Below are 20,829 nucleotides of genomic sequence, written 5' to 3' on the forward strand. Positions count from 1 at the left end.
GTTCTTCGCGGCGTTCACGTCGGCATGGTCCCGGTGGTGCGTGCCGCGTTGCGGAGCGCGAGCTCGAGCATGTGCCAGCCCTTGTTCAGGATGGCGCGATTGAGGCCGGCCTTCTGCCGGACGTTGCGACCCGGCTTCTCGACCGTGCCGGTAGCGCTTGCGGTCATGGCGCTGGTACGCAGTTCTTCCAGCACGACGACGGCGTTGTTGGTGGCCAGCTTGTGGGCGGTCTGCGCGCAGAAGTCGACGCGGCGGCTGCGGGCGTGCCCGCCAATGGTGTTGATCTTGGCCAGCGCGGCTTTGCGACGGTTGCTGCGGCGCTTGCAGCGTGCGAGCTGTTGCTGCAACCGGCGCAGCCGCTTCGTCTCGCCTCCGGTGACGTACGCGCGGTCGTGCAGGTCGCCATCGCTGGTGGCCGCCGCGACCTGCACACCCCGATCCACGCCGACAGCCGTGCCCGGCATGTCATGGCAATCCGGCGTCGCCTCGCCGTTCTCCACCAGGATCGAGACGTACCAGTGTGCGCCCTGCCGGGTGACAGTCGCCGAGCGAACGAGTCCGCCGAGTGGGCGAGTCCAGCGGAAGCGGACCCACCCGAGCTTGGGGAGCTTCGCTCGACCCCACTTACGGCCGAGCCGCTCCACCGCGATCAGATTTCCCGCGGGGAACCTGAACGAGGGCGACCACCGGGCCTTGGACCGCCAACGGACCCTGAATGTCCCGTGCTCGCGGCACGCCCGGTCCAGGTCCCTCAGGGTCTGCTGCAACACATGCGACGGGGCGTCCTGCAGCCAGGGAAAGTCGTTCTTGGCATCGGCCAGTTCGGCGGCCTGCGGCACGTAGTTCATCCACGCGCCGCGCCGCCGGTACTCCCGTCGCTGCTCGAGCGCGGTGTTCCATACCGAACGGCACACGGCACCGAACGTCGCGCACAACTCAGCCTGAGCGGGCGAGAGTTCGAGCCGGTACCGGCGGCCGGACAACACCAGGACGCTCCTCTTCGAGTTGCAGTGATGACCATTGTGCCCGGTGCTGAGGACGCAGTGACGACGCTCATCTGATCACTTCGAGCGGTCCCCGGGCAGCCGCCGCCGCCATGCCTCACCCGATGGTGGTACTTCAACCGGCCGTACGCGGTGGTCGCCGTCGCGGACGCGAGGCGGGCGCCGGCGCATAGCATTCGGAGCGGTTACCGCTGTCCCGAGGAAAGACCACCTGATGCGACTCGATCTCGCCGCCACCGCGCTGCCCGCCACCTCGCCCGAACTGGCCCGGCTGGCCGAGGAGTCGGGGGCGGACCGGATCAGCCTGGCGGAGACCTCGCACGACCCGTTCCTGCAGCTGGCCCGGGCGGCGGACCGGACCCGCGGGATCGAGCTGGCGACCGGGGTGGCGGTGGCGCTGGCCCGGACCCCGATGATGCTGGCGTACCAGGCGTGGGGGCTGCACGAGAGTTCCGGCGGGCGAGCCGCGATCGGGCTCGGGACGCAGATCAAGCCGCACGTGGTCCGGCGGTTCGGCATGCCGTGGGACCGGCCGGCGGCGCGGATGCGGGAGTACGTCGCGGCGGTCCGGGCGATCTGGCACAGTTGGCAGACCGGCGAACGCCTGGCGTTCCGCGGCGAGTTCTACCGGCACACCCTGATGACCCCGGTCTTCGCGCCGGACCCGCTGCCGTACGGGCCGCCGCCGATCCTGCTGGCCGGCGTCGGACCGCTGATGACCGCCACCGCCGGAGCGGTCGCCGACGGCTTCCTCGCCCACCCGTTCTGCTCGCCCGAGCACCTCGCCACCCGGGTGCTGCCCGGCGTCCGCGAGGCCCGCGCGGAGGCCGAGGCCGCGCACCAGCCGTGGACCGCCCGCCCGTTCGAGGTGGTCGCCAACGTGCTGGTGGCCACCGGGCGGGACGAGGCCGAGTACCGGGCCAACCTGCGCGCGGTCCGCGAACGGATCGCCTTCTACGCCTCCACCCCCGCCTACCGCCCGGTGCTGGAGACGCACGGCTGGGGCGAGCTCCAGGACGAGCTGCACCGGCTCTCCACCCGCGGCCGCTGGCAGGAGATGGGCGAGGCGCTGGACGACACCGTGCTCGCCGCCTTCGCGGTCACCGGAACGCCCGCCGACGCCGCCCGCGAACTGCACCGCCGCTACGGCGCCCTCGCCGACCGGCTCTGCCTCGGCGGCCCGGACGAGACCGACCCGGCCGCGCTGCTGGACGTGCTGGCGGAGCTCCGCAGGCTCGGCTGACGGCCGGTCGGCAGCGCCGCCGGGACGGCGCTCACAGGCCCTTGATACCGATGAGGTCCTCGCCGAGCTCGGTGCCGACGAAACCGGTGGCGGCCGCGTCCAGGGTGAACTCGTCGACGGTGCCGGTGGTCCAGACGATCACGACCGTGTCCGGCCGCTTTCCGGCGTACCAGTGGCCCCAACCGTCGTACCGGGACGGCGCCGCCGACGAGGCGGGTTTGGTGGCCGTCCAGAAGCAGCTGCCGGCCGCGGTCAGGAAGTAGTAGAAGTCGGTGCCGAGCCAGGTGACGGTCCACCAGCCTGCCAGGCCGGTGAGCGGGCCCGGCGCCGGGTCGTCCGCGCTGAAGTGCAGCAGGCTGACGAACGGGTGCTCGGGGCCGACGGTGCGGATCTGCCAGGTGCCCTCGCCGGCCCCGAGGTCGGGGTGGTCCATGGTGGAGTGGCAGGTCATCCTGGCCTCGCCGGTCGCCGCGTCCACCGAGACGAGCAGCCCCGCGTGCTCCTGGCGGCCGCCGGCGGCGAAGGTCAGCACGTCGCCGGGTTTGATGACGTGGGACAGCGCTGCGAAGACGGTCTCGGTCGCCGACCTCGCGGCCATGTCGACGATGAGCTTCACCTCGGTGGCGGGCCGGAACTTCAGCTGGTACAGCTGGGCCGGGTCGCGGGTGGGCCACACCGCGCCGGGCTGGGCCGGGCCGAGTCCGGACACGCCGCCCGCCACCAGGCAGTGCGAGATGTAGGTGGTGCAGTCGTTGAGGCCGCCGGGGCTGCCGGGCACCCCGGCGGTGCCGAACCAGGGCAGGGCGAGGAACCGCTCGTTCGCCGGGATGTCGGACTCGCGGAAGTGCACGCCGACATGGGCGGGCGCGACGTAGTACAGCCCGTCGGCCGGGCCGCTGGTGCCGGTGCTCACGTCGGTGGTGACGTTGCGGAGGAACACCGGTTCCCAGTCCGACCTGACCACATGACGCGCCATCAGTTCGGTCTTGCGGGTCCGGACGTCGACGGCCTCGCTCTTCAACCAGACCAGGTGGTCGTCGGTCGGCCGGAACCAGAAGCGCTTCGCGTAGTCCACCGCCTTGGCGCGGTCCACGCTCAGGCCCCCGGCGCGGCGAACTCGGCACCGTTCCAGACCCAGTCGGTCCGCGCGGCGAACGGGGTGCCGTCCACCTCGCCGGGATACCGCACCAGGTCGAGTTCGCCGCCGAGCCGACTGACGCCGGGCAGCAGCCCGGAGAGGTTCGCCAGGCGGCTCCACGCCAGGTCGCCCGGTCCGGTCGGCAGGGCCGGGGCCGGTGCGGCGACCCAGCCGGCCGCGGCGAGCAGCGGGCGCAGCGGCAGCAGCCGGACCAGGCCGAGGTGGACCGTCATCGGCGTCGGACCCGGGGCCAGCACCGCGCCCTCCATGTCCCGTTCGGGCAGCGCGGCGGTCGCCGGGTTGCCCGGGTCGGGCCGGGCGAACAGGTCGTAGCCGGTGGCCACACCGCCGATCTCCCGGCCGAGCACGATCGAGTCGGTGGTCGGGTCGGCGAGCGCCGCGGTCGGCAGGACCCGCAGCTGCCGACCGCAGGCCTCCAGCGGGTCGGTCGTGTCGGTCAGCGGCGGCAGGGCGGGGCTGGCCCACAGCGGCAGGACCGCGCCGACCTGGTGGACCGCGGCCAGCACCGTCTGCAGTCCCGCGACCAGGTCCGCGCGCACCGGCACGGTCGTCGGTGCGGTCGGCCCGGCGGCGCCGGTCGGCCGATCGTTGGCCAGCGCGGTGAAGGTGAGCAGCCGGCTGCCCGCGGGCGGCGCCGCGGCGGGGCCCGCGATGCCCAGGACCGAGCTCAACGCCTGGAGCGCGGCGGTGCGTTGGCCCAGGTCCTCCAGGAGGTTGACCAGCCCGGCGGTCTGGGTGATGTTCAGCGGCGCCGGTGCGCGGGAGGGGATCACGTCGCCCTCCAGCGCGAGCCGGCGCAGCAGGAGCAGCTGGGCGTCCTGCGCGGCCGGGCTCGCCGCCGTCCGGATGACGTCGACCAGCGCGTCCAGCGCCCGGTCCTCGGCGGTGGCCGCCGGTGCCGCGGGGGCGGGGGCGGGCTGGGCGGGTGGGGTGGGCTGGGACATGCGGATCCTCTCAGGCGTCCACGGTGAAGCGGGACTTGGGCGTCGCGGCGCTGCCGCCCGCCGGCGTGGTGACGACGACGTCGACCGCACCGGGGGCGAGGGCCGGGACCTTGCCCTCGATCCGGGTCGCGTCGACGACCGTCAGGTCGACCAGCCCGGCGGTGCCGACCTTCACCGCGGTGGCGCCGGTGAACCCGGTGCCGGTGACGGCGACGGCCGTACCGGGCTTGCCGTGCCCGGGGACCACGGCGGTGACCGTCGGCGCCCCGCCGCCGCCCGCCGCACCGCCCGTCCCGCTGCCGCCGGCAGCCCCGCCCGTGCCCGCGCCGCCGCCGGGTGTCCCGTCGTCCTTCGGCTTCGCCTTGCCCTGCTCCAGTTTGGCCTTGGCCAGCTCGGCGGCCTTGTCCATCGCCTTGTTGGCCATCGACTGCGCTCCGGCGAGCGCGTCCTTGCGGGCCGACTCCGCCGTGGTCAGGGTGTCCTTGAGCAGACCGGCCAGCGCGGTCGAGCCGGTCAGGGCGTTGATGTCGAAGCCCTTGGCCTCCGCGCCGGCCCTGATCAGCGCCTGCGCCAGGCTGCTGTCCGCGGTGGGCCCGGCGTTGCTGAAGTTGGTGATGATCGGGCTCAGCCCGGTCAGCGTGTTCGGGGCCTGCAGCCCGGCGGTCAGCGACGACGACGGCACCGGGGTGTCGGCGATCACCGGCGCGCTGTCGGCGGGAGAGTCCTGCCAGTTCCAGAAGCGGGTCAGGTCGATCCGCTCGGCGGACGGGCAGTGGCCGAGCACCGCCTCGCCGAGCACGCCGTGCGTCGGCAGCGCGATGGTGGACACCGGCGGGGAGAAGCCCGTGGTGTGATACCTCGTCAGCGCCTCCTGCACCGTCGCGGTGGTGAAGGCCACCCCGTCGACCGCCTTGCGCCTGGCCACCAGCTCGGCCGGGATCATGAACGGAAGGACCATGCAGTTGCCGTAGAAGCCGAGCAACTGGTTGGCGACGCAGGCCAGCAGCGGGATGTTCTCGGTGCCGTCCTCGACCCCGCCCGCCACGCCGACGGTGTACCCCTCCAGCATCATCACCCGCTCCTCCGCCGTCAGCGACATCCACACCGCCTTGGAGTAGGTGACCGTCCGCGGGACCACGTGCTGGAGCACCCGCTCGATCTCCAGCAGCGCCGAGTACCGCAGCTCCGGCGGGAGTTGGCGGGCGGCGAACGGCTCCGGAGCGGTCGACAGCACCAGGTCGCCCAGGTAGTCGTTCAGGTAGAGCCGGTCGGGCAGCACCACGGTGCCGATGCTCTCGGACGGGTCGACCAGCGCGGCCTTGACCCGGCGCAGGCGCGGCCCGCCGACCTCCTGTTCGAGCTGCTCCGCGGTGAACGTCACGTCCCGGGACGGCGCTCCCTCGCCGAGCTTGTCGATCATCGCGGCGGCGGTGGCCGCGCCGAACAGGTTGCTCAGCGTGGTGGCCTCCACCGTCGCCGCGCCCGGGAAGCGGTAGTGCAACGGGCGGAACTGGCGGCTCAGTTCGACCCCGACCACGTCGGTGCGGGGCAGCCACTCGGGCAGCACGATGCCGCGCTCGATCACGGTCGACTGCCCGGCCCGCCGCTCCCGCAGGTACCCGAGCAGCTCCGCCTCCGAGGCCAGCGCGTTCGCCGGATCGCTCTGGCGGGTGGGGATCGGATCGATCGGCGCACCGGTGGGCATCGGGTACGGGCCGATCCGCCGGCCGCCGCTGGCGAGCAGCGTCACCCAGACGTCCTCGTTGGGCAGGAAGGTGCCGTCGACGAACACCGTCACCACGTCGGCCGCGGCGTCGGCCGGGGACTGCACCGTCGCCCGCGGGTCGGCCGCGAACTCCTCCAGCAGCGCCAGGCCCTTGCGGTACGGGGGGTCGACGACCCGCCGCAGCGTGTCGACGTGGGACAGCAGCCGACCGTAGCGGTGCAGCACCCCGGCCCGGTCCACCGCCGCGTCGGTCAGCGCGACCGGCTCGTTCGACGGCAGGAACCGGATCGGGTCGAGCGGCACGAAGCACACCAGCGTGACGCCGTCCACCGTGGACCGGACGTCGAACATCCGCAGTACCTCCCAGTACTGCATGGTCAGCGCCCGCGTCTTGTTGTGGTTGGTCACCGTCTTGGTGACGACCTCGGTGCGCTCGGCGGCCGCGGCCAGCCGCATGCTGGTGCGCTGCGCACTGCGCCGGGCGCTGGCCGACCGCTCGACCGCCGCGTGCGAGGACTGCACCGCGTCGGAGGTGTAGTTGCGCACCCCGCTCATCCAGTTGTTCGCGTCCCCGGAGCTGGACGAGCTGCCCCCGCCGCCGGCCGCCCCGCCGCCGATCACCACCGGCCCGAGGGCGAAGCCGATGCCGCCCGCCACGCCCCACGAGGACGAGTGCGCCTCGGTGCTGAAGTGACTGCCGCCCGCCGCGCTCTCGCTCATGCCGGAGGCGAAGGTGGCGCGGGTGGACGAGTCGTCGCGCTCGCGGAAGGCCTGCTGCTCCTGGACGTCCAGCCGCTCCGACTCGAACACCGCGGTGGTCGCCCGACGGTCCACCACCGCGACGCGCTGCTGCTCGCCCGGCGCCAGCGGAAGGGAGTACACCAGGTCGCCGAGGGCCAGGCCCTTGGGCGTCCACCGCTGCGCCAGGTGCACCATGTACCCGAGCCCCAGCGACCCGGCGATCGGCACGGTGGACGCGAACGAGCCGCTGCCGAACTGGTCGATCCCGGCCGCGGCGCTGCGGAAGGCGTCCACGCTGATCGGCTGGTCGACGGGCAGCCGCTCGGCGAAGGTGTAGGCGTGGTCGGTGCCGGCCATCGCCTCCAGGTACGCGGCCGAGATGTCCAGCTCGCGGCCGCGGAAGTGCAGGCGCAGGCCGAGCGAACCGACACTGGGACGCGGCTCGACCAGCCGCACGAGCACCGCGTACGGGAAGCGGTCCATCGACAGGTCGCTGCGGAAGATCTGCTGGCACACGTCGGCGCCGAGGGTCACCTTGGGCGCTGACGCGGCGTCAGCGGCACCGGTGGTGCCGGGGGTCGGCAGGTCGAGCTGGGCGACGATCTGCCCGAGCTGTGCGACGACCGACACCGGCAGCGGGTCTACCGCGTCCGGGAGCGTCAGCACGCCGGCCGCGCCGGTCGCGGTCAGGGTGGCGAGTTCCACCGGCACCTTCGCCGTCCGGGTGGCCCCGGTGACGGCGAGGGTGAGCTCCCCGGTCGCCGGTCCGGTGCGGACCTGCGCGGGGACCGAGACGGTGAACGCGCCGTCGACGCCGGTGACGCAGGTGCCCGGTCCCGGCCCGCCGGGGAACGGCTCGGCGACCGTCACCTGTACCTGCGCCGCGGGCCGGCCGTCCGGCTGCACCAGCACGCCGGTCAGCTGCCCCGGAACGCCCGGCCCGAGCAGGGTGGTGAGGTCGAAGGACGGGTCCCTGATCAGACCGAGCAGCCGGTCCCCGAAATGCGTGGCGGCCAGCACCCGGCTCGCCGCCATGCCCTCGGCGAGCTGCGGGTGTGCCTCCAGCAGGCCGGCGACGGACTTGTCGAGGGGATCGAGCCGGGGCAGCGCGCCGCGGACCAGGTCCCGGCCGCCGGTGTCGTTGCGCATGACGTCACCGTACGAGGCCGCTTCGTCCGGTATCTGATGATTCGTCACCGACACGGGCGAATGTGACAATACGACCTCGCGGGTGGTCAGCCGCGGGGCAGGACCAGGGACTGCACCTCGGGCAGGTGGCGCCAGTCGGAGGAGACCAGGGTGGCGTGCGCGCCGGCGAGCTGGGTGACGCGGGCGCGGGCCTGGTCGGCGGTCGGGTCGGTGGCGCTGATCGCGGGGGCGACGTTCTGCGCGTCGGTCATGCTGACCAGGTAGTGCCGGGTGTCGTACCAGGAGGTGTCGATGCCGTTCAGGTACGCGGCGGCGTCGCCGTCGAAGACCACGAACCAGGGGCGGATGGTGGTCTCGGAGTAGCCGGTGCGCGGGTCGCCCGCGGCCGCGCCGTGGACGGCGGGGAAGACCCGGGCGTCGCCGATCCGGCCGGCGGCGGCCAGGTCGCGCAGGTGGCGCGCCTCCTCGACGTCGGTGTGCAGGGTGTCGAAGGGGTTGCCCTCCTCGACGGTGCCGGGGATGACGTAGACCAGGGCGCGGCCGGCCAGGCTCGCGCGGCTCGGCCAGTTCCCGGCCCGGGCGGCGTCGTCCAGGGTGGCGTAGCTGCCGCCGCCGGGCTTGGCGAGCAGGTCGGCGGGGCGGAAGGCGGCGCTGCCCAGGTGCGCGGCGATCAGCGAGTCGAGCTGGGTCGGGCCCATGCCGCTGCTGGCGGCGAAGCCGGCCTTCAGCTCCAGCTTGACGGTCAGCGGGCCGGCGGTGGGGTGGGCGGCCAGCCAGACCCGGACGTCGTCCAGGCAGCTCTCCAGGTTCTTGTTGGCGCCGCCGGTGTACAGCTGGGCGGGGGTGGAGGCGTTGACGCAGTTGTTGGAGTTGCCGAGCGGGTTGGAGTGGCTGACCTTCCACTCCTTGGTGATGGTGTCGGTCCAGGCGTCCAGCTCGATCATCGAGGTGCCGGTGTCCAGCGACTGGGCGAGGAAGCCGAAGGCGGCCGGGTCGTAGGTGTTGTGGATGCCGACGCCGGTGGTGGAGGCGAACGGCAGCTCGGCGGGCGTGGCGGCGTCGGCGGCGCCGCCGAACCGAGTGGGGATCAGGAAGGTCGCGGCGAGCACGGCGGTGGCGGCGGCGGTGCGGCGGAGGTTCATGCGGTCCCCTCGTCGGTCGGACGGCCCGGTGATCGGCCGGTCAGCGAGCAGGATGGGCCGCCTGAACGTCTTTGAGGTGACATGACAACAAAGTGTGGCGGAAGCTGACACGGCGTCAAGCGGTGTGCGTGCCGCACCTGGCCCGCGAAGCGCGCGTGCCGGACCGGGCCTGCGGGGCGCGCGTGCCGGACCGGGCCCGCGCGGCGCGCGCGGTTAGCCTGACCCGATGAGCGAGCCGCAGCCCCCCGCCCCGCCCCCGCCGGCCGGACGCCGGCCGAAGTACCGGGCGCTGTCGCCGCTGCGCGAGCACCTGCGGGAGTCGTTCTGGTTCGCGCCGCTGCTGACCTGCCTCGGCGCGATCCTGCTGGCCGGGCTCACCGACATGCTGGACCGGGCGATCTTCGAGGAGGCCACCGCCTCGCAGACCGCCGACAACCTGCTGTCCTTCACCTCGGCGGCCAAGAGCGTGGTCTCCACGGTCAGTTCGGCGATGCTCACCTTCATCGCCGTGGTGTTCTCCATCTCGCTGGTCGCGCTGCAGATGGCCGCCAGCCAGTTCAGCCCGCGGGTGCTGCGGCTGTACGTCCGCAGCCGGCTCACCAAGGCCACCTTCGCCACCTGCCTGGCCACCTTCGTCTTCACGCTGCTGGTCCAGCTCGGCTACGACGACACCACCGACCCGGCCCGCGCCATCTCGGTGCCGATCGTCTCCACCGTGGTCGCGCTGCTCCTGGTGATGCTCAGCCTGGCGCTGTTCGTGCTGTACGTGCAGGCCACCCTGCGGCTGCTGCGCGTCCCGCACGTGATCGACCGGGTCACCCGCGAGTCGCTGGCGGTGCTGCAGGACTACCGCTGGCTCGCCCCCGACCTCGCCCCCGCCGACGCCCCGCCGCCGGTCGGCCTCACCCTGCTGCACGAGGGCCGGGCCGGGGTGCTGCGGGACGTCAACATCCGCTGGCTGGTCCGGGTCGCGCGGCGGCACGACACCGTGCTGCACCTGATCCCGCGGATCGGCGACTTCATCGCCACCGGCACCCCCACCGTGGTGGTGGTCGGCGGCACCCCGCCCCGGCCGCGCCGGATCACCACCGCGCTGAACGTCGGCGTCGACCGCACCATGCACCAGGACCTCAGCTTCGGCTTCCGGCAGCTGGTCGACATCGCCATCCGCGCCCTCTCGCACGCCATCAACGACCCCACCACCGCCGTCCAGGCCGTCGACCGGATCCACCAGCTGATCGCCGTGCTCGCCCCGCTGCCGCTCGGCGAGCTCCAGCACCGCGACAAGGACGGCGCGGTGCGCCTGGTGCAGTCGGTGCCCGGCTGGCAGGCCACCGTCGACCTGGCCTTCACGGAGATCCGGATCTGCGGCTCCGGCCACCCCCAGGTCACCCGCCGCCTGGTCGCCGCCCTCGACGACCTGCTGCGGATCACCCCCGAGGAGCGGCGCCCGCCGCTGCTGCGGCAGCGTCAACTCCTGGACCGCGCGGTCGCCGCGGCGGTGCCCGATCCGGAGAACCGCGCGTTCGCGCTCGAGCCCGACCGGCAGGGGATCGGCTGACAGACAGAGATCCGCCCGAGGAGGGGGCTCCCTCCTCGGGCGGATCAGGGTCGCGACGGGTCCGGGGCTCAGCGCGCCCGGTTCAGCGAGGCGAGGTAGTCGTTGTACGCCGCCAGCTCCTTGTCGCCGTCCCGGTCGGCGGCGCGGTCGCGGCGGCGGGCCTGGCGTTCCTCGGACTTGGCCCACTGCAGGGTCAGCGCGATGAGCACGATCGCGGTGGGGATCTCGCCGAACGCCCAGGTGATGCCGCCGGCGATCTGCTGGTCGGCGTGCAGGTCGGTGCCGGGCGGGGCGGCGCCCGCGGAGAAGGTGGTGACGAGCTGGCCGGTGGCCATCATCACGGCCACGCCGAAGAAGGCGTGGAAGGGCATCCCCATGAAGAGCTCGATGATCCGCAGCACGAAGCCGGGCCGGTGCGGGCCCGGGTCGACGCCCATGATCGGCCAGAAGAACAGCATGCCGACCGCGAGGAAGTGGCCCATCATCGCCAGGTGCCCGACCCGGTACTGCATCAGGAAGTCGAACAGCGGCGTGAAATAGAGCACGTACAGGCTGGCGATGAACGCCGGGATGGTGAACGCCGGGTGCGAGACCACCCGGACGTAGCGGCTGTGCAGCAGCGCCACCAGCAGCTCGCGGGGGCCGCGGCCGCTGCCCTTGCGGGCGGGGCGCAGCGCGCGCAGGGCGAGCGTGATGGGGGCGCCGAGCAGCAGCAGGATGGGGGAGAGCATGGACAGCACCATGTGCTGCATCATGTGGGCGCTGAACAGCACCATGCCGTAGTCGTTGAGGCCGGTGTTGGTGACCAGGAAGACGGTGGCGACGCCGGCCGTCCAGGCGATCGGCCGGCCGATGGGCCACTTGTCGCCGCGGCGCCAGAGCCGGACCGCGCCGGCCAGGTAGAGGCCGAGGGCGAGCGCGCAGAAGACCAGGTAGGGCCAGTCCGGCGACCACTCCAGGGCTCGGGAGACGGTGAAGGGCCGGAGCCCTCCGCCCCCGTGGTGGTGCATCCCTGCCATGCCGTCGCCCATCGGGCGGCCCCGCTTTCGTCCATGCCGTCCGGCTCCGCGGCGCAGCGGCGGTCCGGTTTGGTCCGGTTCGTTCGGACCAAAGCCTAAGCGGCGCTTACGGGCCGCCGGTCAGCGCCCCCGGCACCAGGGTGTTGTCGTTGGTGCGGCCCGCGGCGAAGTCCTGCACGTTGCGGGCGGTGGCGTCGATGATCTGGCCGACCGCGGTGCGGGTGAAGTACGCCTGGTGCGAGGTGACCAGGACCTGCGGGAAGCTGATCAGCCGGGCCAGGGTGTCGTCGGTGATGCCCTGGACGGACCGGTCGGTGAAGAAGACGTCGGCCTCCTCCTCGTAGACGTCCAGGCCGACGCCGGCCAGCCGGCCCGCGCGCAGCGTCTCGACCAGGGCGGTGGCGTCGACCAGGCCGCCGCGGCTGGAGTTGACCAGGATCGCGTCGTCCTTCATCCGGGCCAGCGCGGCGCCGTCGATCAGGTGGTGGGTGGCGTCCAGCAGCGGGACGTGCAGCGAGACCAGGTCGGCGGCGGCGAGCAGTTCGTCCTTGTCGACGTAGCGCATCCCGAGCGCCTCGCACGCGGGGTTGGGGGCGACGTCCCAGCCGAGCAGGGTGGTGCCGAAGCCGGCCGCGATCCGGGTGAAGCACTCGCCGATCTTGCCGGTGCCCATCACGCCGACGGTCATGCCGTGGATGTCGCGGCCCATCAGGCCGTCGAGCCGGAAGTCGAACTCGCGGGCCCGGTTGACCGAGCGGATCAGCCGGCGGTTGACCGCCAGCGCGAGGGTCCAGGCGTGTTCGGCGACCGAGTAGGGCGAGTAGTAGGAGACCCGGGCGACGGTCAGGCCGAGCTTCCCGGCGGCCTTCAGGTCGATGTTGTTGAACCCGGTGGAGCGCTGCGCGATCAGCTTGGTGCCGCCGGCCGCGAGCAGGCCCAGGGTCTCGGCGTCCAGCGCGTCGTTGACGCTGCTGGAGACCACGGGGAAGCCGGCCGCCAGCGGGGCGGTGTCGGCGGTGAGGAAGACGTCCAGCATCCGCAGCCGGTGGGTGTCCAGGGCGGCGGCCAGCAGCGGACGTTCGTCGGACTGCACTCCGTAGGCGAGGATCTCCATGCCCGGAGGCTAACCCCGGGGGCGCGGGCGGAACACCGCGACGCGCCCCCGACGGTTCGTCAGGCCGTAGGACGGACCGGTCAGACGACGGTCTCGGCCTCGAGGTAGCGCTCGGCCGGGACGGTCTTCAGCTCGGCGACGGCCTCGCCCAGCGGCACCAGCTTGATGTCGGTGCCCTGCAGCGCGGTGATGTGGCCGAACGCGCCCTTGTGGGCGGCCTCCACCGCGTGCCAGCCGAAGCGGGTCGCCAGCACCCGGTCGTAGGCGGTCGGGGTGCCGCCGCGCTGGGTGTGGCCGAGGATCACCGGACGGGCCTCCTTGCCGAGGCGGTGCTCCAGCTCGCGGGAGAGCTGGGTGGCGATGCCGGTGAACCGCTCGTGGCCGTACATGTCCTTGGTGCCCTCCTCCCACGGCATGGTGCCGGGCTCGGGCTTGGCACCCTCGGCGCAGACCACGATGGCGAACTTCTTCTGCCGGTCGAAGCGCTCGCGGACGACCTCGGTCAGCTTGTCGATGTGGAACGGGCGCTCCGGGACGACGATGGCGTGCGCACCGGCGGCCATGCCGGCGTTCAGCGCGATCCAGCCGGTGTGACGGCCCATCACCTCGACGACCATCACGCGCTGGTGCGACTCGGCGGTGGTCTTCAGCCGGTCCAGCGCCTCGGTGGCCACCGACACGGCGGTGTCGAAGCCGAAGGTGACGTCGGTGCAGGCGATGTCGTTGTCGATGGTCTTCGGCACGCCGACCACCGGCAGGCCCGCGTCGCTCATCAGCTTCGCGGCCTTCAGGGTGCCCTCGCCGCCGATCGGGATGACCGCGTCGATGCCGAGGTCGGCGCAGTACTTCTTGGCCCGCTCGACACCGTCCCGCAGGTGGCCGGGCTGCACCCGGGACGAGCCCAGGATGGTGCCGCCCTGGGCCAGGATGCCGTTCACCGACTCGAGGGTCAGCGGGCGGTGCACGCCCTCCAGGAGACCGCGCCAGCCGTCCTCGAAACCGATGATCTCGTCGCCGTGGTCGACCACCCCCCGGTGGACCACGGACCGGATGACGGCGTTCAGGCCGGGGCAGTCACCGCCGCTGGTCAGGACACCAATTCGCATTGCTTTGCCAACTCCCGAGGAGATCGGACGGCCGGACTGGTGGGTGGGGATCGGACATAGCGTCCGAAACTGACCTGCTGCACAGCATACGGTCCCTGCGTCCGGCCAGGCGGAAACCGACGCGGGAGCGGCATCCTCGACGCACCTCACGTAACTGCGGCCCGGCCGCCGAGGAGGGTGGTGCGTCCGAGCTTCTCTATTGTTCTACGAATCCGGCCCGTCGCGGGGCGGCTGACCACATCGCGGTCAGCCGCCCACGGCTCACGCCGGGCGGCTGGTGGCGGCGATCCGCTCGGCGCGCAGCGCCTCGTACCAGGTCGTGTCGGCCGGCGGCAGGGCGTTGACGTCCAGCGCCAGCTTGATCAGCAGGTCCGCGACGGCGGGGTTGCGGGCCATCACGGGGCCGTGCAGGTAGGTGCCGAAGACGGTCTCCCGCCAGGCGCCCTCGGTGCCGTCGCCGGTGCCGTTGCCGCGGCCGACCTGCACGGTGGCCAGCGGGGTGACGCCCTCGCCGAGGTGGGTGACGCCCTGGTGGTTCTCGAAGCCGGTCAGCTGCGGCAGGCCGAGCTGCGGGTCGACCTCGGCCAGCACGTCGCCGACGCAGCGGGCGCCCTCGCCGCGGGTGGTCCACACGTCGAGCAGGCCCAGGCCCTGCTCGCGCTCGCCCAGGTCGTTGACGAACTCGTGGCCGAGGATCTGGAAACCGGCGCAGACCGAGAAGATGATCGCGCCGTTCTCCGCGGCCCGGACCAGCCCGCCATCGCTGCGCAGCCGCTCCGCCGCGAGCCGCTGCGGCCGGTCCTCGCCGCCGCCGATCAGGTAGATGTCGCCGCTGGTCGGCACCGACTGGTCGGAGCGCACGTCGATCCGCTGCACCCCGAGCCCGCGCTGCCGGGCCCGCCGCTCGACGACCAGCGCGTTGCCGCGGTCGCCGTACGTGGACAGCAGGTCCGGGTAGACCCAGACCACCCGCAGGCTGCTCTCGCTCATCCTCGAAGACCTTCCGAACTGGGTGCCGTACTGCTGCTGCTCGCCGTACGACTGCTCGCCGTACTGCTGGTAGGGCTGATCGGTCATCAGGCGACGACCGCCTTGCGCAGCTGCTGGAAGGCCGTGTAGTTGGCGATCGCCTCGATCCGGCCGGCCGGGGCGGCGTCCACCGCCTGCGCCAGGGTGTCGACGACCTGGAACTGCAGGCCGGCCACCTCCAGCCGGACCGCCAGGTCGAGCTTGCGCTGGCCCATCACGAAGATCGGGTGGCCGGCCAGGCGCTCGTAGTCGACGTCCCACAGCCAGGAGGTGTCGGTGCCGTCCGCGTCCAGCGCGTTCACCGACAGCACCACCGGGGCGGGCGGGCCGTCGATCAGCGAGAAGGTCTCCAGCCAGCCGGCCGGGTTCTTCGCCAGCAGCAGCCGGACGTCCCGGCCGTGGAACTGCACCACGTCGTAGCGGCCCGCCACCGCGGTCACCGACTGCATCCGCTGCAGCGCGACCTGCGGGGCCACCCCGAAGACCGCGGCGACCGCGGCGGAGGAGGTGGCGTTGGCCAGGTTGGCCCGGCCCGGCAGCTGCAGCTGGATCGGCCAGGCGCCCCGGTGCGGGTCGATCACGTGGGTGCCCTGCAGCGCCCAGTGCGGGTTCGGGCGGCGGAAGCCGCAGTCGCCGCAGAACCAGTCGTCGCCCGGACGCTGCATCACGCCGCCGCAGGACGGGCACGACCAGGCGTCCTCCTTCCACGCCTGCCCGGCGGCCACCCAGACCACCTTCTTGCAGGACGAGGCGGCCCAGGTCACCAGCGGGTCGTCGGCGTTGGCCACGATCACCGCGTCGGTGTCCTTCAGGCCCTCCCGCCACTTCTCCGCCATCATCCGGGTCTCCGCCGCGCGGTCCAGCTGGTCGCGGGAGAGGTTCAGCAGCGCTATGGCCTTCGGCCGGGTGTCCCGGGCGACCATCGGCAGGTACTTCTCGTCCACCTCGATCACGCCGAACTTGGCGTCCGAGCCGCCCGCCAGCGCGGAGGTGATGCCGGCCGGCATGTTCGCGCCCAGCGCGTTGGAGACCACCGGGCCGGCCGCCCGCAGCGCCTCGGCGATCAGCCGGGTGGTGGTGGTCTTGCCGTTGGTGGCGCTCACCAGCACCACGTCCAGGTGCTCGGCCAGGGTGGCCAGCAGGTCCGGGTCCAGCTTCAGGGCGACCTTGCCGCCGATCACCGACCCACTGCCGCGACCAGCCTTCTGGGACAGCGCGGCGGCCATCCGGCCGGCCGTCACGGCGATCTTTGCGCGTGCGGGCAGCGAGGCGTCGCGCGCGGCTTCCGAATCGGTGCCTGGCATGCTCAGGGGTTCCTCCTTGCTGCGGCACCGCCCGGGCCGTTCGACGGCCCACGGGCGGCAGGGACGGGCTCAGCCTACCCACTCCCGCCCGGACGTTTGAGCAGGGGCGACATCCGAACCCGAGCCGCACCCGGACGGGCCCCGGGTACGGAGCACCCGCTCCGCGCCCGGGGCCGTCACACCGTCAGCGGGCCGCCCACGGCGCCGGCAGCTTCTCCGCCGCCTCCGCCAGGTGCGCCGTGATCACCAGCGTGCCGTCCTCCACCTGGTAGTCCAGCGGCGCCTCCAGGCGGCGCATGGTGGAGATCAGCCCGGTGTTGGACGAGGTGGTCACCGCGTACACGGTGCGCACGCCCGCCTCCAGGGCCAGCGCCGCCATCCGGCGCACCAGGTCCACGCCCAGGCCCCGGCGCTGCCAGGCGTCCTCGACCAGCAGCGCGATCTCCGCGCCCTCGTCGTCCCACATCAGGTGCGCCAGCGCCACCAGCCGGCCCTGCGCGGTCTCCACCGCCAGGGTCTGGCCGTGCCGCGGGTCGAGCAGGTGGTCCAGGTAGCGGTCGGCGTCCCGCACCGGCCCGTGGTAGCGGCGGCGCAGCGACTCCGGCGAGCAGCGGGCGTGCATCGCCAGCGCCGCGGGCTTGTCCTCCGGGGTGGCCCGGCGCACCGTCAGGTCGTCCCCGGCCGGGCGGGAGATCCGCGCCGCGACCTGCGGCACCCGCGGGCCGAGGACGGTGTCCAGCTCGACCAGGGCGCGGGCCCGGGCGAACTCGGTCGGGGTGAACGGCAGCTGCGGCCGGGACAGCTCCAGCAGGTCGCCGCCGGGCAGTGGCAGCCGCATGGTGTGCCCCTCCACGCCGGCCGGGGTGGAGTCGCCGCGGCCCGGGAACTGCCGGATCGCGGTGCGCCCGAACAGCTGCCGGAGCGCCACCGGCAGCTCCGCCGCGTCCAGCGCGGTGCGGGTGGCCAGCGCCAGCACCTGGCGCGGCACGTCGACCAGCTCGTGCGGGTCGGCCCGGTCGGTCCAGATGTCCCAGCCGCCGCCCGCGGCGACTGCCGCCGCCAGCTCGGTCCGCGGCAGCGCCTTCGGGGCCCGCACGATGAACTCGTCCACCGTGAAGTCCGGCAGCGGGTGCGCCTGCATCGAGACGATGCTCACCCGCCGCTCGGCCAGCGCGCTGCACACCCGGGCCAGGCTGCCCGGCTCGTCGGACACGCTGGTGCGCAGCCGCCACAGCGTGCTCTCCCCGCCGGCGTCCAGGCCGTCCGCCGCGCCGTCGCCGCGCCCGGCGTCGCCGCTCACCGCGACCCCGCCGGGCGGTGCGGGGGTGTCGGGTGCCGGCGGTCCGTGCGGGTGCCGGTGGGCGAGCCACCCGCGAAACAGTGCCGTGGCGAGCATGGCCGCCGCCGAGGCGACCAGCAGCACCGGCCCGTCGTGTCCGTGCACCACCACGTTGGCGACCAGGTCGGCCGCCGCGACGGCGGCGAAGACCGCCGCCAACTCGGTCGTCTCCCGCCGCCAGCGCTGGCCGCGCATCCTGGTGTTCCGGTGCTTCTGCTCGGTGTACGCCGTCTTCTCCATGCCAGCATGGTGGCGCTCCGCTGTTTCACGATCACGAATCCCCCGTGACCTCACGGTTAATGTCTGCGCGAACCGGTTTCCCCCGGATCAGCGCTGATCCGACCGGTACGCAGACATTGACGAGTGACGGGGTGTCAGGAGTTCCGCCCGAGAGAGGTGAGCAACTCCGCGCCGGCCGCCTTCACCTCGTCGAGCAGCAGCCGCAGGTCCGCCTCGGTGGTGGTGGCGTTCAGCAGGCAGGCCCGCAGCACCTCGGTGCCCCGGTAGACCGCGCCGGTCAGGAACACCCGCCCGCGCAGCTGCACCGCAACCGGCAGCCGCCGGTTGAGCTCCTCGACGACCGCCTCGTCGACCCCGGCCGGGCGGTACCGGAAGGCGACGATCGAGGTCTCCACCGGCGCGAGCAGCTCCAGCTCCGGGTCGGCCTCGACCCACCCGCCGAGCTGCCGGGCCTGCGCGGTGCAGTGCGCGACGTCCCGGGCCACGCCCGAGCGGCCACGGTGCGCGATCGACGCCCACACCTTCAGCGAGCGGAACGGCCGGGTCTGCTCGGTGCCGTACTCGGAGAACCAGCCGAGGTCGCCCGCCGCGTCGTCGCGCAGGTAGGACGGCACCAGGCTGAAGGTGCCGCGCAGCTGCTCGGCGTCGCGGACCAGCGCGCAGCCGCAGTCCACCGGCACGCCCAGCCACTTGTGCGGGTCCAGCGCGAGCGAGTCGGCGCGCTCCATCCCCTCGTACCGGTGGGCGATCGTCTCGTCCAGCACCCCGAACGCGCCGTACGCGCCGTCGACGTGGAACCACAGGCCCTCGCGCTCGGCGAGGTCGGCGATCGGCGTGAAAGGGTCGACCGCGCCGGTGCCGACGGTGCCCGCCGAGGCCACCACCAGGAACGGCAGCCGGCCGGCCGCGCGGTCCTCGTCGATCGCCTCCGCCAGGCTGGCCAGGTCCAGGTGCCCGTCCGCGTCGGTGCCCACCACCCGCAGGTGGCGGCTGCCCAGGCCGAGCAGCTCGGCGGCCTTGCGCACGCAGCTGTGCGCCTCGCCGGTCACGTACCCCACCAGCGGCGGCAGGCCCGCCAGGCCGTCCGCCCGGACGTCGTGGCCCGCCCGCTGGGCGGCGCGGTTCCGGGCGGCGGCCAGGCAGACGATGGTCGCCATCGAGGTGCCCGAGGTGAGCAGCCCGCCGCCCGCCGGGTGCGGGAAGCCGACCAGTTCGGCGATCCAGCGGACCACCGCCCGCTCCAGGTGCACGTCCGCGTGGTCGCCGCCGGCCGAGCTCGGGTTCATCGCCGAGGCCGCCAGCGTCGCCAGCACGCCGGCCGGCTGCGGCGAGGAGTTCACCCAGCCGAAGAACCGCGGGCTGCCGTTGCCCATCGGGTGCGGCATGAACCGCTCCTCGACGGTCTTCAGCAGCTCGCCGAAGTCGACGCCGTCCTGCGGCAGTTCGAGGTCCAGCAGAGCCGTGCGCTCGGCCGGGTCCATCGGCTGCCACACCGGCCGCGACGGAAGGCCCGTCAGGTAGTCCGCCACCAGCTCCGCAGCCGCCTGCGCGGCACTCCTGAAGTCATCGTTCACGAGGTCGATCGTATGCGGGAGGCATCGGCGCCCGGCCGCCAGGGCCGCGGCTCCGCCATACTGCCCGCGTGACGGAACAGCGGACGGTGACGCGGGTCGGGACGGATCGGGAACGGCGGGACGGGGAGGGGCGGCGGTCGCTGCGGCAGGACGTGTCGGCCCCGGCGCTGCTCGCGGGGCTGGTGTGCATCGCGGTGTCCTTCTCGGGCCCGCTGGTGGTGGTGCTGGCGGCCGCCGCGGCCGGACGGCTCGACCAGGCGCACACCGCGTCCTGGATCTGGGCGGTCTCCATCGGCAGCGGCCTGACCTGCCTGCTGCTCAGCTGGTGGACCCGCACCCCGGTGATCACCGCCTGGTCCACGCCCGGCGCGGCCCTGCTGGTGGTCAGCCTCGGCGCGTACCCCTACCGGGAGGCGGTCGGCGCGTTCCTGGTCAGCAGCGTGGCGACGGCGCTGTTCGGGGTGACCGGGCTGTTCGGGCGGCTGATGCGGGCGATACCCGTGGGGATCGTCAACGCGATGCTGGCCGGCATCCTGTTCACCTTCGGCGCGGGCATCTTCACCGAACTGCGGGCCGCGCCGGTGCTGGTGCTCGGCAGCTTCGCCGCGTTCCTGCTCGCCAAGCGGCTGCTCCCGCGGTACGCGGTGCCGGTGGCGCTGGTGGCCGGCGCGGTGCTCGCGGCCGCCACCGTCGGGCTGCCGCTGCACCTGGGCGGCGGCGGCCCGGTCCGGCCGGTGTTCACCGTGCCGGCGTTCTCCTGGGCCGCGCTGGTCGGCCTGGCGCTGCCGCTCACCATCGTCGCGCTGGCCTCGCAGAACGCGCCCGGCCTCGGCATCATGCGGGCCGCCGGCTACCAGCCCGACGACCGGCTGCTGATCACCGCGACCGGCGGACTGTCGGTGCTGCTCGCGCCGTTCGGCTCGCCGGGCGTGAACCTGGCGGCGATCACCGCCGCGATCTGCACCAGCCTGGAGAGCCACCCCGACCCGCGCCGCCGCTACGTGGCCGGGATGTCCGCCGGCGCGCTGTACCTGCTGGTGGGCAGTTTCGGCGGCATGCTGGTCGCCCTGTTCACCGGCCTGCCGCACGCCCTGATCGCGGTGATCGCCGGCGTCGCCCTGCTGGCCGCCTTCCAGGGCAGCCTGGCCGCCGCGGTCGCCGACGAGTCCGGCCGCGACGGCGCGGTGGTCACCTTCCTCGCCACCGCCTCCGGCATGAGCGTCGCCGGCATCGCCGCCCCGTTCTGGGGCCTCCTGCTCGGCGTCGCCACCCACCTGGTCCTGACCGCGCGCCGGCGCTGACGCCCTCCGGGCGGGAGACGGGCGGGACGGAGAGCCCGGCCCTGCTCCCCGCTGTCGGCCGGCCCCGGCGGAGTCCTCCGGGCGGGGGCCGGGAGTCCCGGGTCCGGAAACGCCGTGCGGCCCCGCCCGGGCCG

15 protein-coding genes are annotated in these 20,829 nt (G+C 73.6%); 3 read left to right on the forward strand and 12 right to left on the reverse strand.

Annotated features, from left to right (window positions below):
* Positions 1-14 precede the first annotated feature (14 nt).
* Complete coding sequence (locus tag AB0K51_RS24805) at positions 15-986, reverse strand: transposase (protein ID WP_363459129.1); 972 nt, start codon at positions 984-986, stop codon at positions 15-17.
* Between the two features lie 232 nt (positions 987-1,218).
* On the opposite strand from AB0K51_RS24805, the gene AB0K51_RS24810 reads away from it, so the two are divergent.
* Positions 1,219-2,247 (forward strand): TIGR03617 family F420-dependent LLM class oxidoreductase, encoded by a 1,029-nt coding sequence (locus AB0K51_RS24810; RefSeq protein ID WP_363459131.1) that lies wholly within the window; start codon positions 1,219-1,221, stop codon positions 2,245-2,247.
* 31 nt (positions 2,248-2,278) lie between these two features.
* Here the strand turns inward: AB0K51_RS24810 and AB0K51_RS24815 are convergent, their stop codons facing one another.
* From AB0K51_RS24815 to AB0K51_RS24830, 4 genes are all read right to left on the reverse strand, one after another.
* Positions 2,279-3,340, reverse strand: a complete 1,062-nt coding sequence (locus AB0K51_RS24815) for an amidase domain-containing protein (protein WP_363459132.1) — start codon at positions 3,338-3,340, stop codon at positions 2,279-2,281.
* A gap of 2 nt (positions 3,341-3,342) precedes the next feature.
* Positions 3,343-4,350 carry a hypothetical protein gene (locus AB0K51_RS24820; protein ID WP_363459134.1) on the reverse strand — a complete coding sequence of 336 codons (1,008 nt, stop codon included), beginning with the start codon at positions 4,348-4,350 and terminating at the stop codon, positions 3,343-3,345.
* A gap of 10 nt (positions 4,351-4,360) precedes the next feature.
* Complete coding sequence (locus AB0K51_RS24825; protein WP_363459136.1) at positions 4,361-7,966, reverse strand: IPT/TIG domain-containing protein; 3,606 nt, start codon at positions 7,964-7,966, stop codon at positions 4,361-4,363.
* Between the two features lie 86 nt (positions 7,967-8,052).
* Entirely contained in the window at positions 8,053-9,108 is a 1,056-nt protein-coding gene (locus AB0K51_RS24830) for a phosphatidylinositol-specific phospholipase C domain-containing protein (RefSeq protein ID WP_363459137.1), read from the reverse strand.
* Positions 9,109-9,334: 226 nt separating this feature from the next.
* Between AB0K51_RS24830 and AB0K51_RS24835 the strand changes: the two genes are divergently transcribed.
* Entirely contained in the window at positions 9,335-10,669 is a 1,335-nt protein-coding gene (locus AB0K51_RS24835; protein WP_363459138.1) for a DUF2254 domain-containing protein, read from the forward strand.
* A 68-nt stretch (positions 10,670-10,737) separates the two neighbouring features.
* Here the strand turns inward: AB0K51_RS24835 and AB0K51_RS24840 are convergent, their stop codons facing one another.
* The 7 genes from AB0K51_RS24840 to AB0K51_RS24870 all read right to left on the reverse strand — a co-directional run bounded on the left by AB0K51_RS24840 (position 10,738) and on the right by AB0K51_RS24870 (position 19,394).
* Positions 10,738-11,679 carry a cytochrome c oxidase assembly protein gene (locus AB0K51_RS24840; protein ID WP_363459140.1) on the reverse strand — a complete coding sequence of 314 codons (942 nt, stop codon included), beginning with the start codon at positions 11,677-11,679 and terminating at the stop codon, positions 10,738-10,740.
* 115 nt (positions 11,680-11,794) lie between these two features.
* Complete coding sequence (locus AB0K51_RS24845; RefSeq protein ID WP_363459141.1) at positions 11,795-12,802, reverse strand: 2-hydroxyacid dehydrogenase; 1,008 nt, start codon at positions 12,800-12,802, stop codon at positions 11,795-11,797.
* 80 nt (positions 12,803-12,882) lie between these two features.
* Complete coding sequence (locus tag AB0K51_RS24850) at positions 12,883-13,908, reverse strand: 6-phosphofructokinase (RefSeq protein ID WP_363459143.1); 1,026 nt, start codon at positions 13,906-13,908, stop codon at positions 12,883-12,885.
* Positions 13,909-14,169: 261 nt separating this feature from the next.
* Positions 14,170-14,898 (reverse strand): glutamine amidotransferase, encoded by a 729-nt coding sequence (locus AB0K51_RS24855; protein WP_363459190.1) that lies wholly within the window; start codon positions 14,896-14,898, stop codon positions 14,170-14,172.
* A gap of 86 nt (positions 14,899-14,984) precedes the next feature.
* The gene (locus AB0K51_RS24860) at positions 14,985-16,241 is read right to left on the reverse strand and encodes a MurT ligase domain-containing protein (RefSeq protein WP_363459144.1); all 1,257 of its coding nucleotides are present in this window, start codon (positions 16,239-16,241) and stop codon (positions 14,985-14,987) included.
* A gap of 184 nt (positions 16,242-16,425) precedes the next feature.
* Entirely contained in the window at positions 16,426-17,820 is a 1,395-nt protein-coding gene (locus AB0K51_RS24865) for a GNAT family N-acetyltransferase (RefSeq protein WP_363459146.1), read from the reverse strand.
* Between the two features lie 134 nt (positions 17,821-17,954).
* Positions 17,955-19,394, reverse strand: a complete 1,440-nt coding sequence (locus AB0K51_RS24870) for a pyridoxal-dependent decarboxylase (RefSeq protein WP_363459148.1) — start codon at positions 19,392-19,394, stop codon at positions 17,955-17,957.
* A 68-nt stretch (positions 19,395-19,462) separates the two neighbouring features.
* On the opposite strand from AB0K51_RS24870, the gene AB0K51_RS24875 reads away from it, so the two are divergent.
* The gene (locus AB0K51_RS24875; RefSeq protein ID WP_363459150.1) at positions 19,463-20,695 is read left to right on the forward strand and encodes a benzoate/H(+) symporter BenE family transporter; all 1,233 of its coding nucleotides are present in this window, start codon (positions 19,463-19,465) and stop codon (positions 20,693-20,695) included.
* The last annotated feature ends 134 nt before the right edge of the window (positions 20,696-20,829 follow it).

It is taken from the genome of Kitasatospora sp. NPDC049285, from assembly GCF_040678815.1.
Classification (GTDB): domain Bacteria; phylum Actinomycetota; class Actinomycetes; order Streptomycetales; family Streptomycetaceae; genus Kitasatospora.

Excerpts from the sequence above, each read along its gene's own strand:
- AB0K51_RS24845 (WP_363459141.1), bottom strand. The coding sequence starts at position 12,802 with ATGGAGATCCTCGCCTACGGAGTGCAGTCCGACGAACGTCCGCTGCTG.
- AB0K51_RS24835 (WP_363459138.1), top strand. The coding sequence starts at position 9,335 with ATGAGCGAGCCGCAGCCCCCCGCCCCGCCCCCGCCGGCCGGACGCCGG.
- AB0K51_RS24855 (WP_363459190.1), bottom strand. The coding sequence starts at position 14,898 with ATGAGCGAGAGCAGCCTGCGGGTGGTCTGGGTCTACCCGGACCTGCTG.
- AB0K51_RS24825 (WP_363459136.1), bottom strand. The coding sequence starts at position 7,966 with ATGCGCAACGACACCGGCGGCCGGGACCTGGTCCGCGGCGCGCTGCCC.
- AB0K51_RS24820 (WP_363459134.1), bottom strand. The coding sequence starts at position 4,350 with ATGTCCCAGCCCACCCCACCCGCCCAGCCCGCCCCCGCCCCCGCGGCA.
- AB0K51_RS24865 (WP_363459146.1), bottom strand. The coding sequence starts at position 17,820 with ATGGAGAAGACGGCGTACACCGAGCAGAAGCACCGGAACACCAGGATG.
- AB0K51_RS24830 (WP_363459137.1), bottom strand. The coding sequence starts at position 9,108 with ATGAACCTCCGCCGCACCGCCGCCGCCACCGCCGTGCTCGCCGCGACC.
- AB0K51_RS24860 (WP_363459144.1), bottom strand. The coding sequence starts at position 16,241 with ATGCCAGGCACCGATTCGGAAGCCGCGCGCGACGCCTCGCTGCCCGCA.
- AB0K51_RS24840 (WP_363459140.1), bottom strand. The coding sequence starts at position 11,679 with ATGCACCACCACGGGGGCGGAGGGCTCCGGCCCTTCACCGTCTCCCGA.
- AB0K51_RS24810 (WP_363459131.1), top strand. The coding sequence starts at position 1,219 with ATGCGACTCGATCTCGCCGCCACCGCGCTGCCCGCCACCTCGCCCGAA.
- AB0K51_RS24850 (WP_363459143.1), bottom strand. The coding sequence starts at position 13,908 with ATGCGAATTGGTGTCCTGACCAGCGGCGGTGACTGCCCCGGCCTGAAC.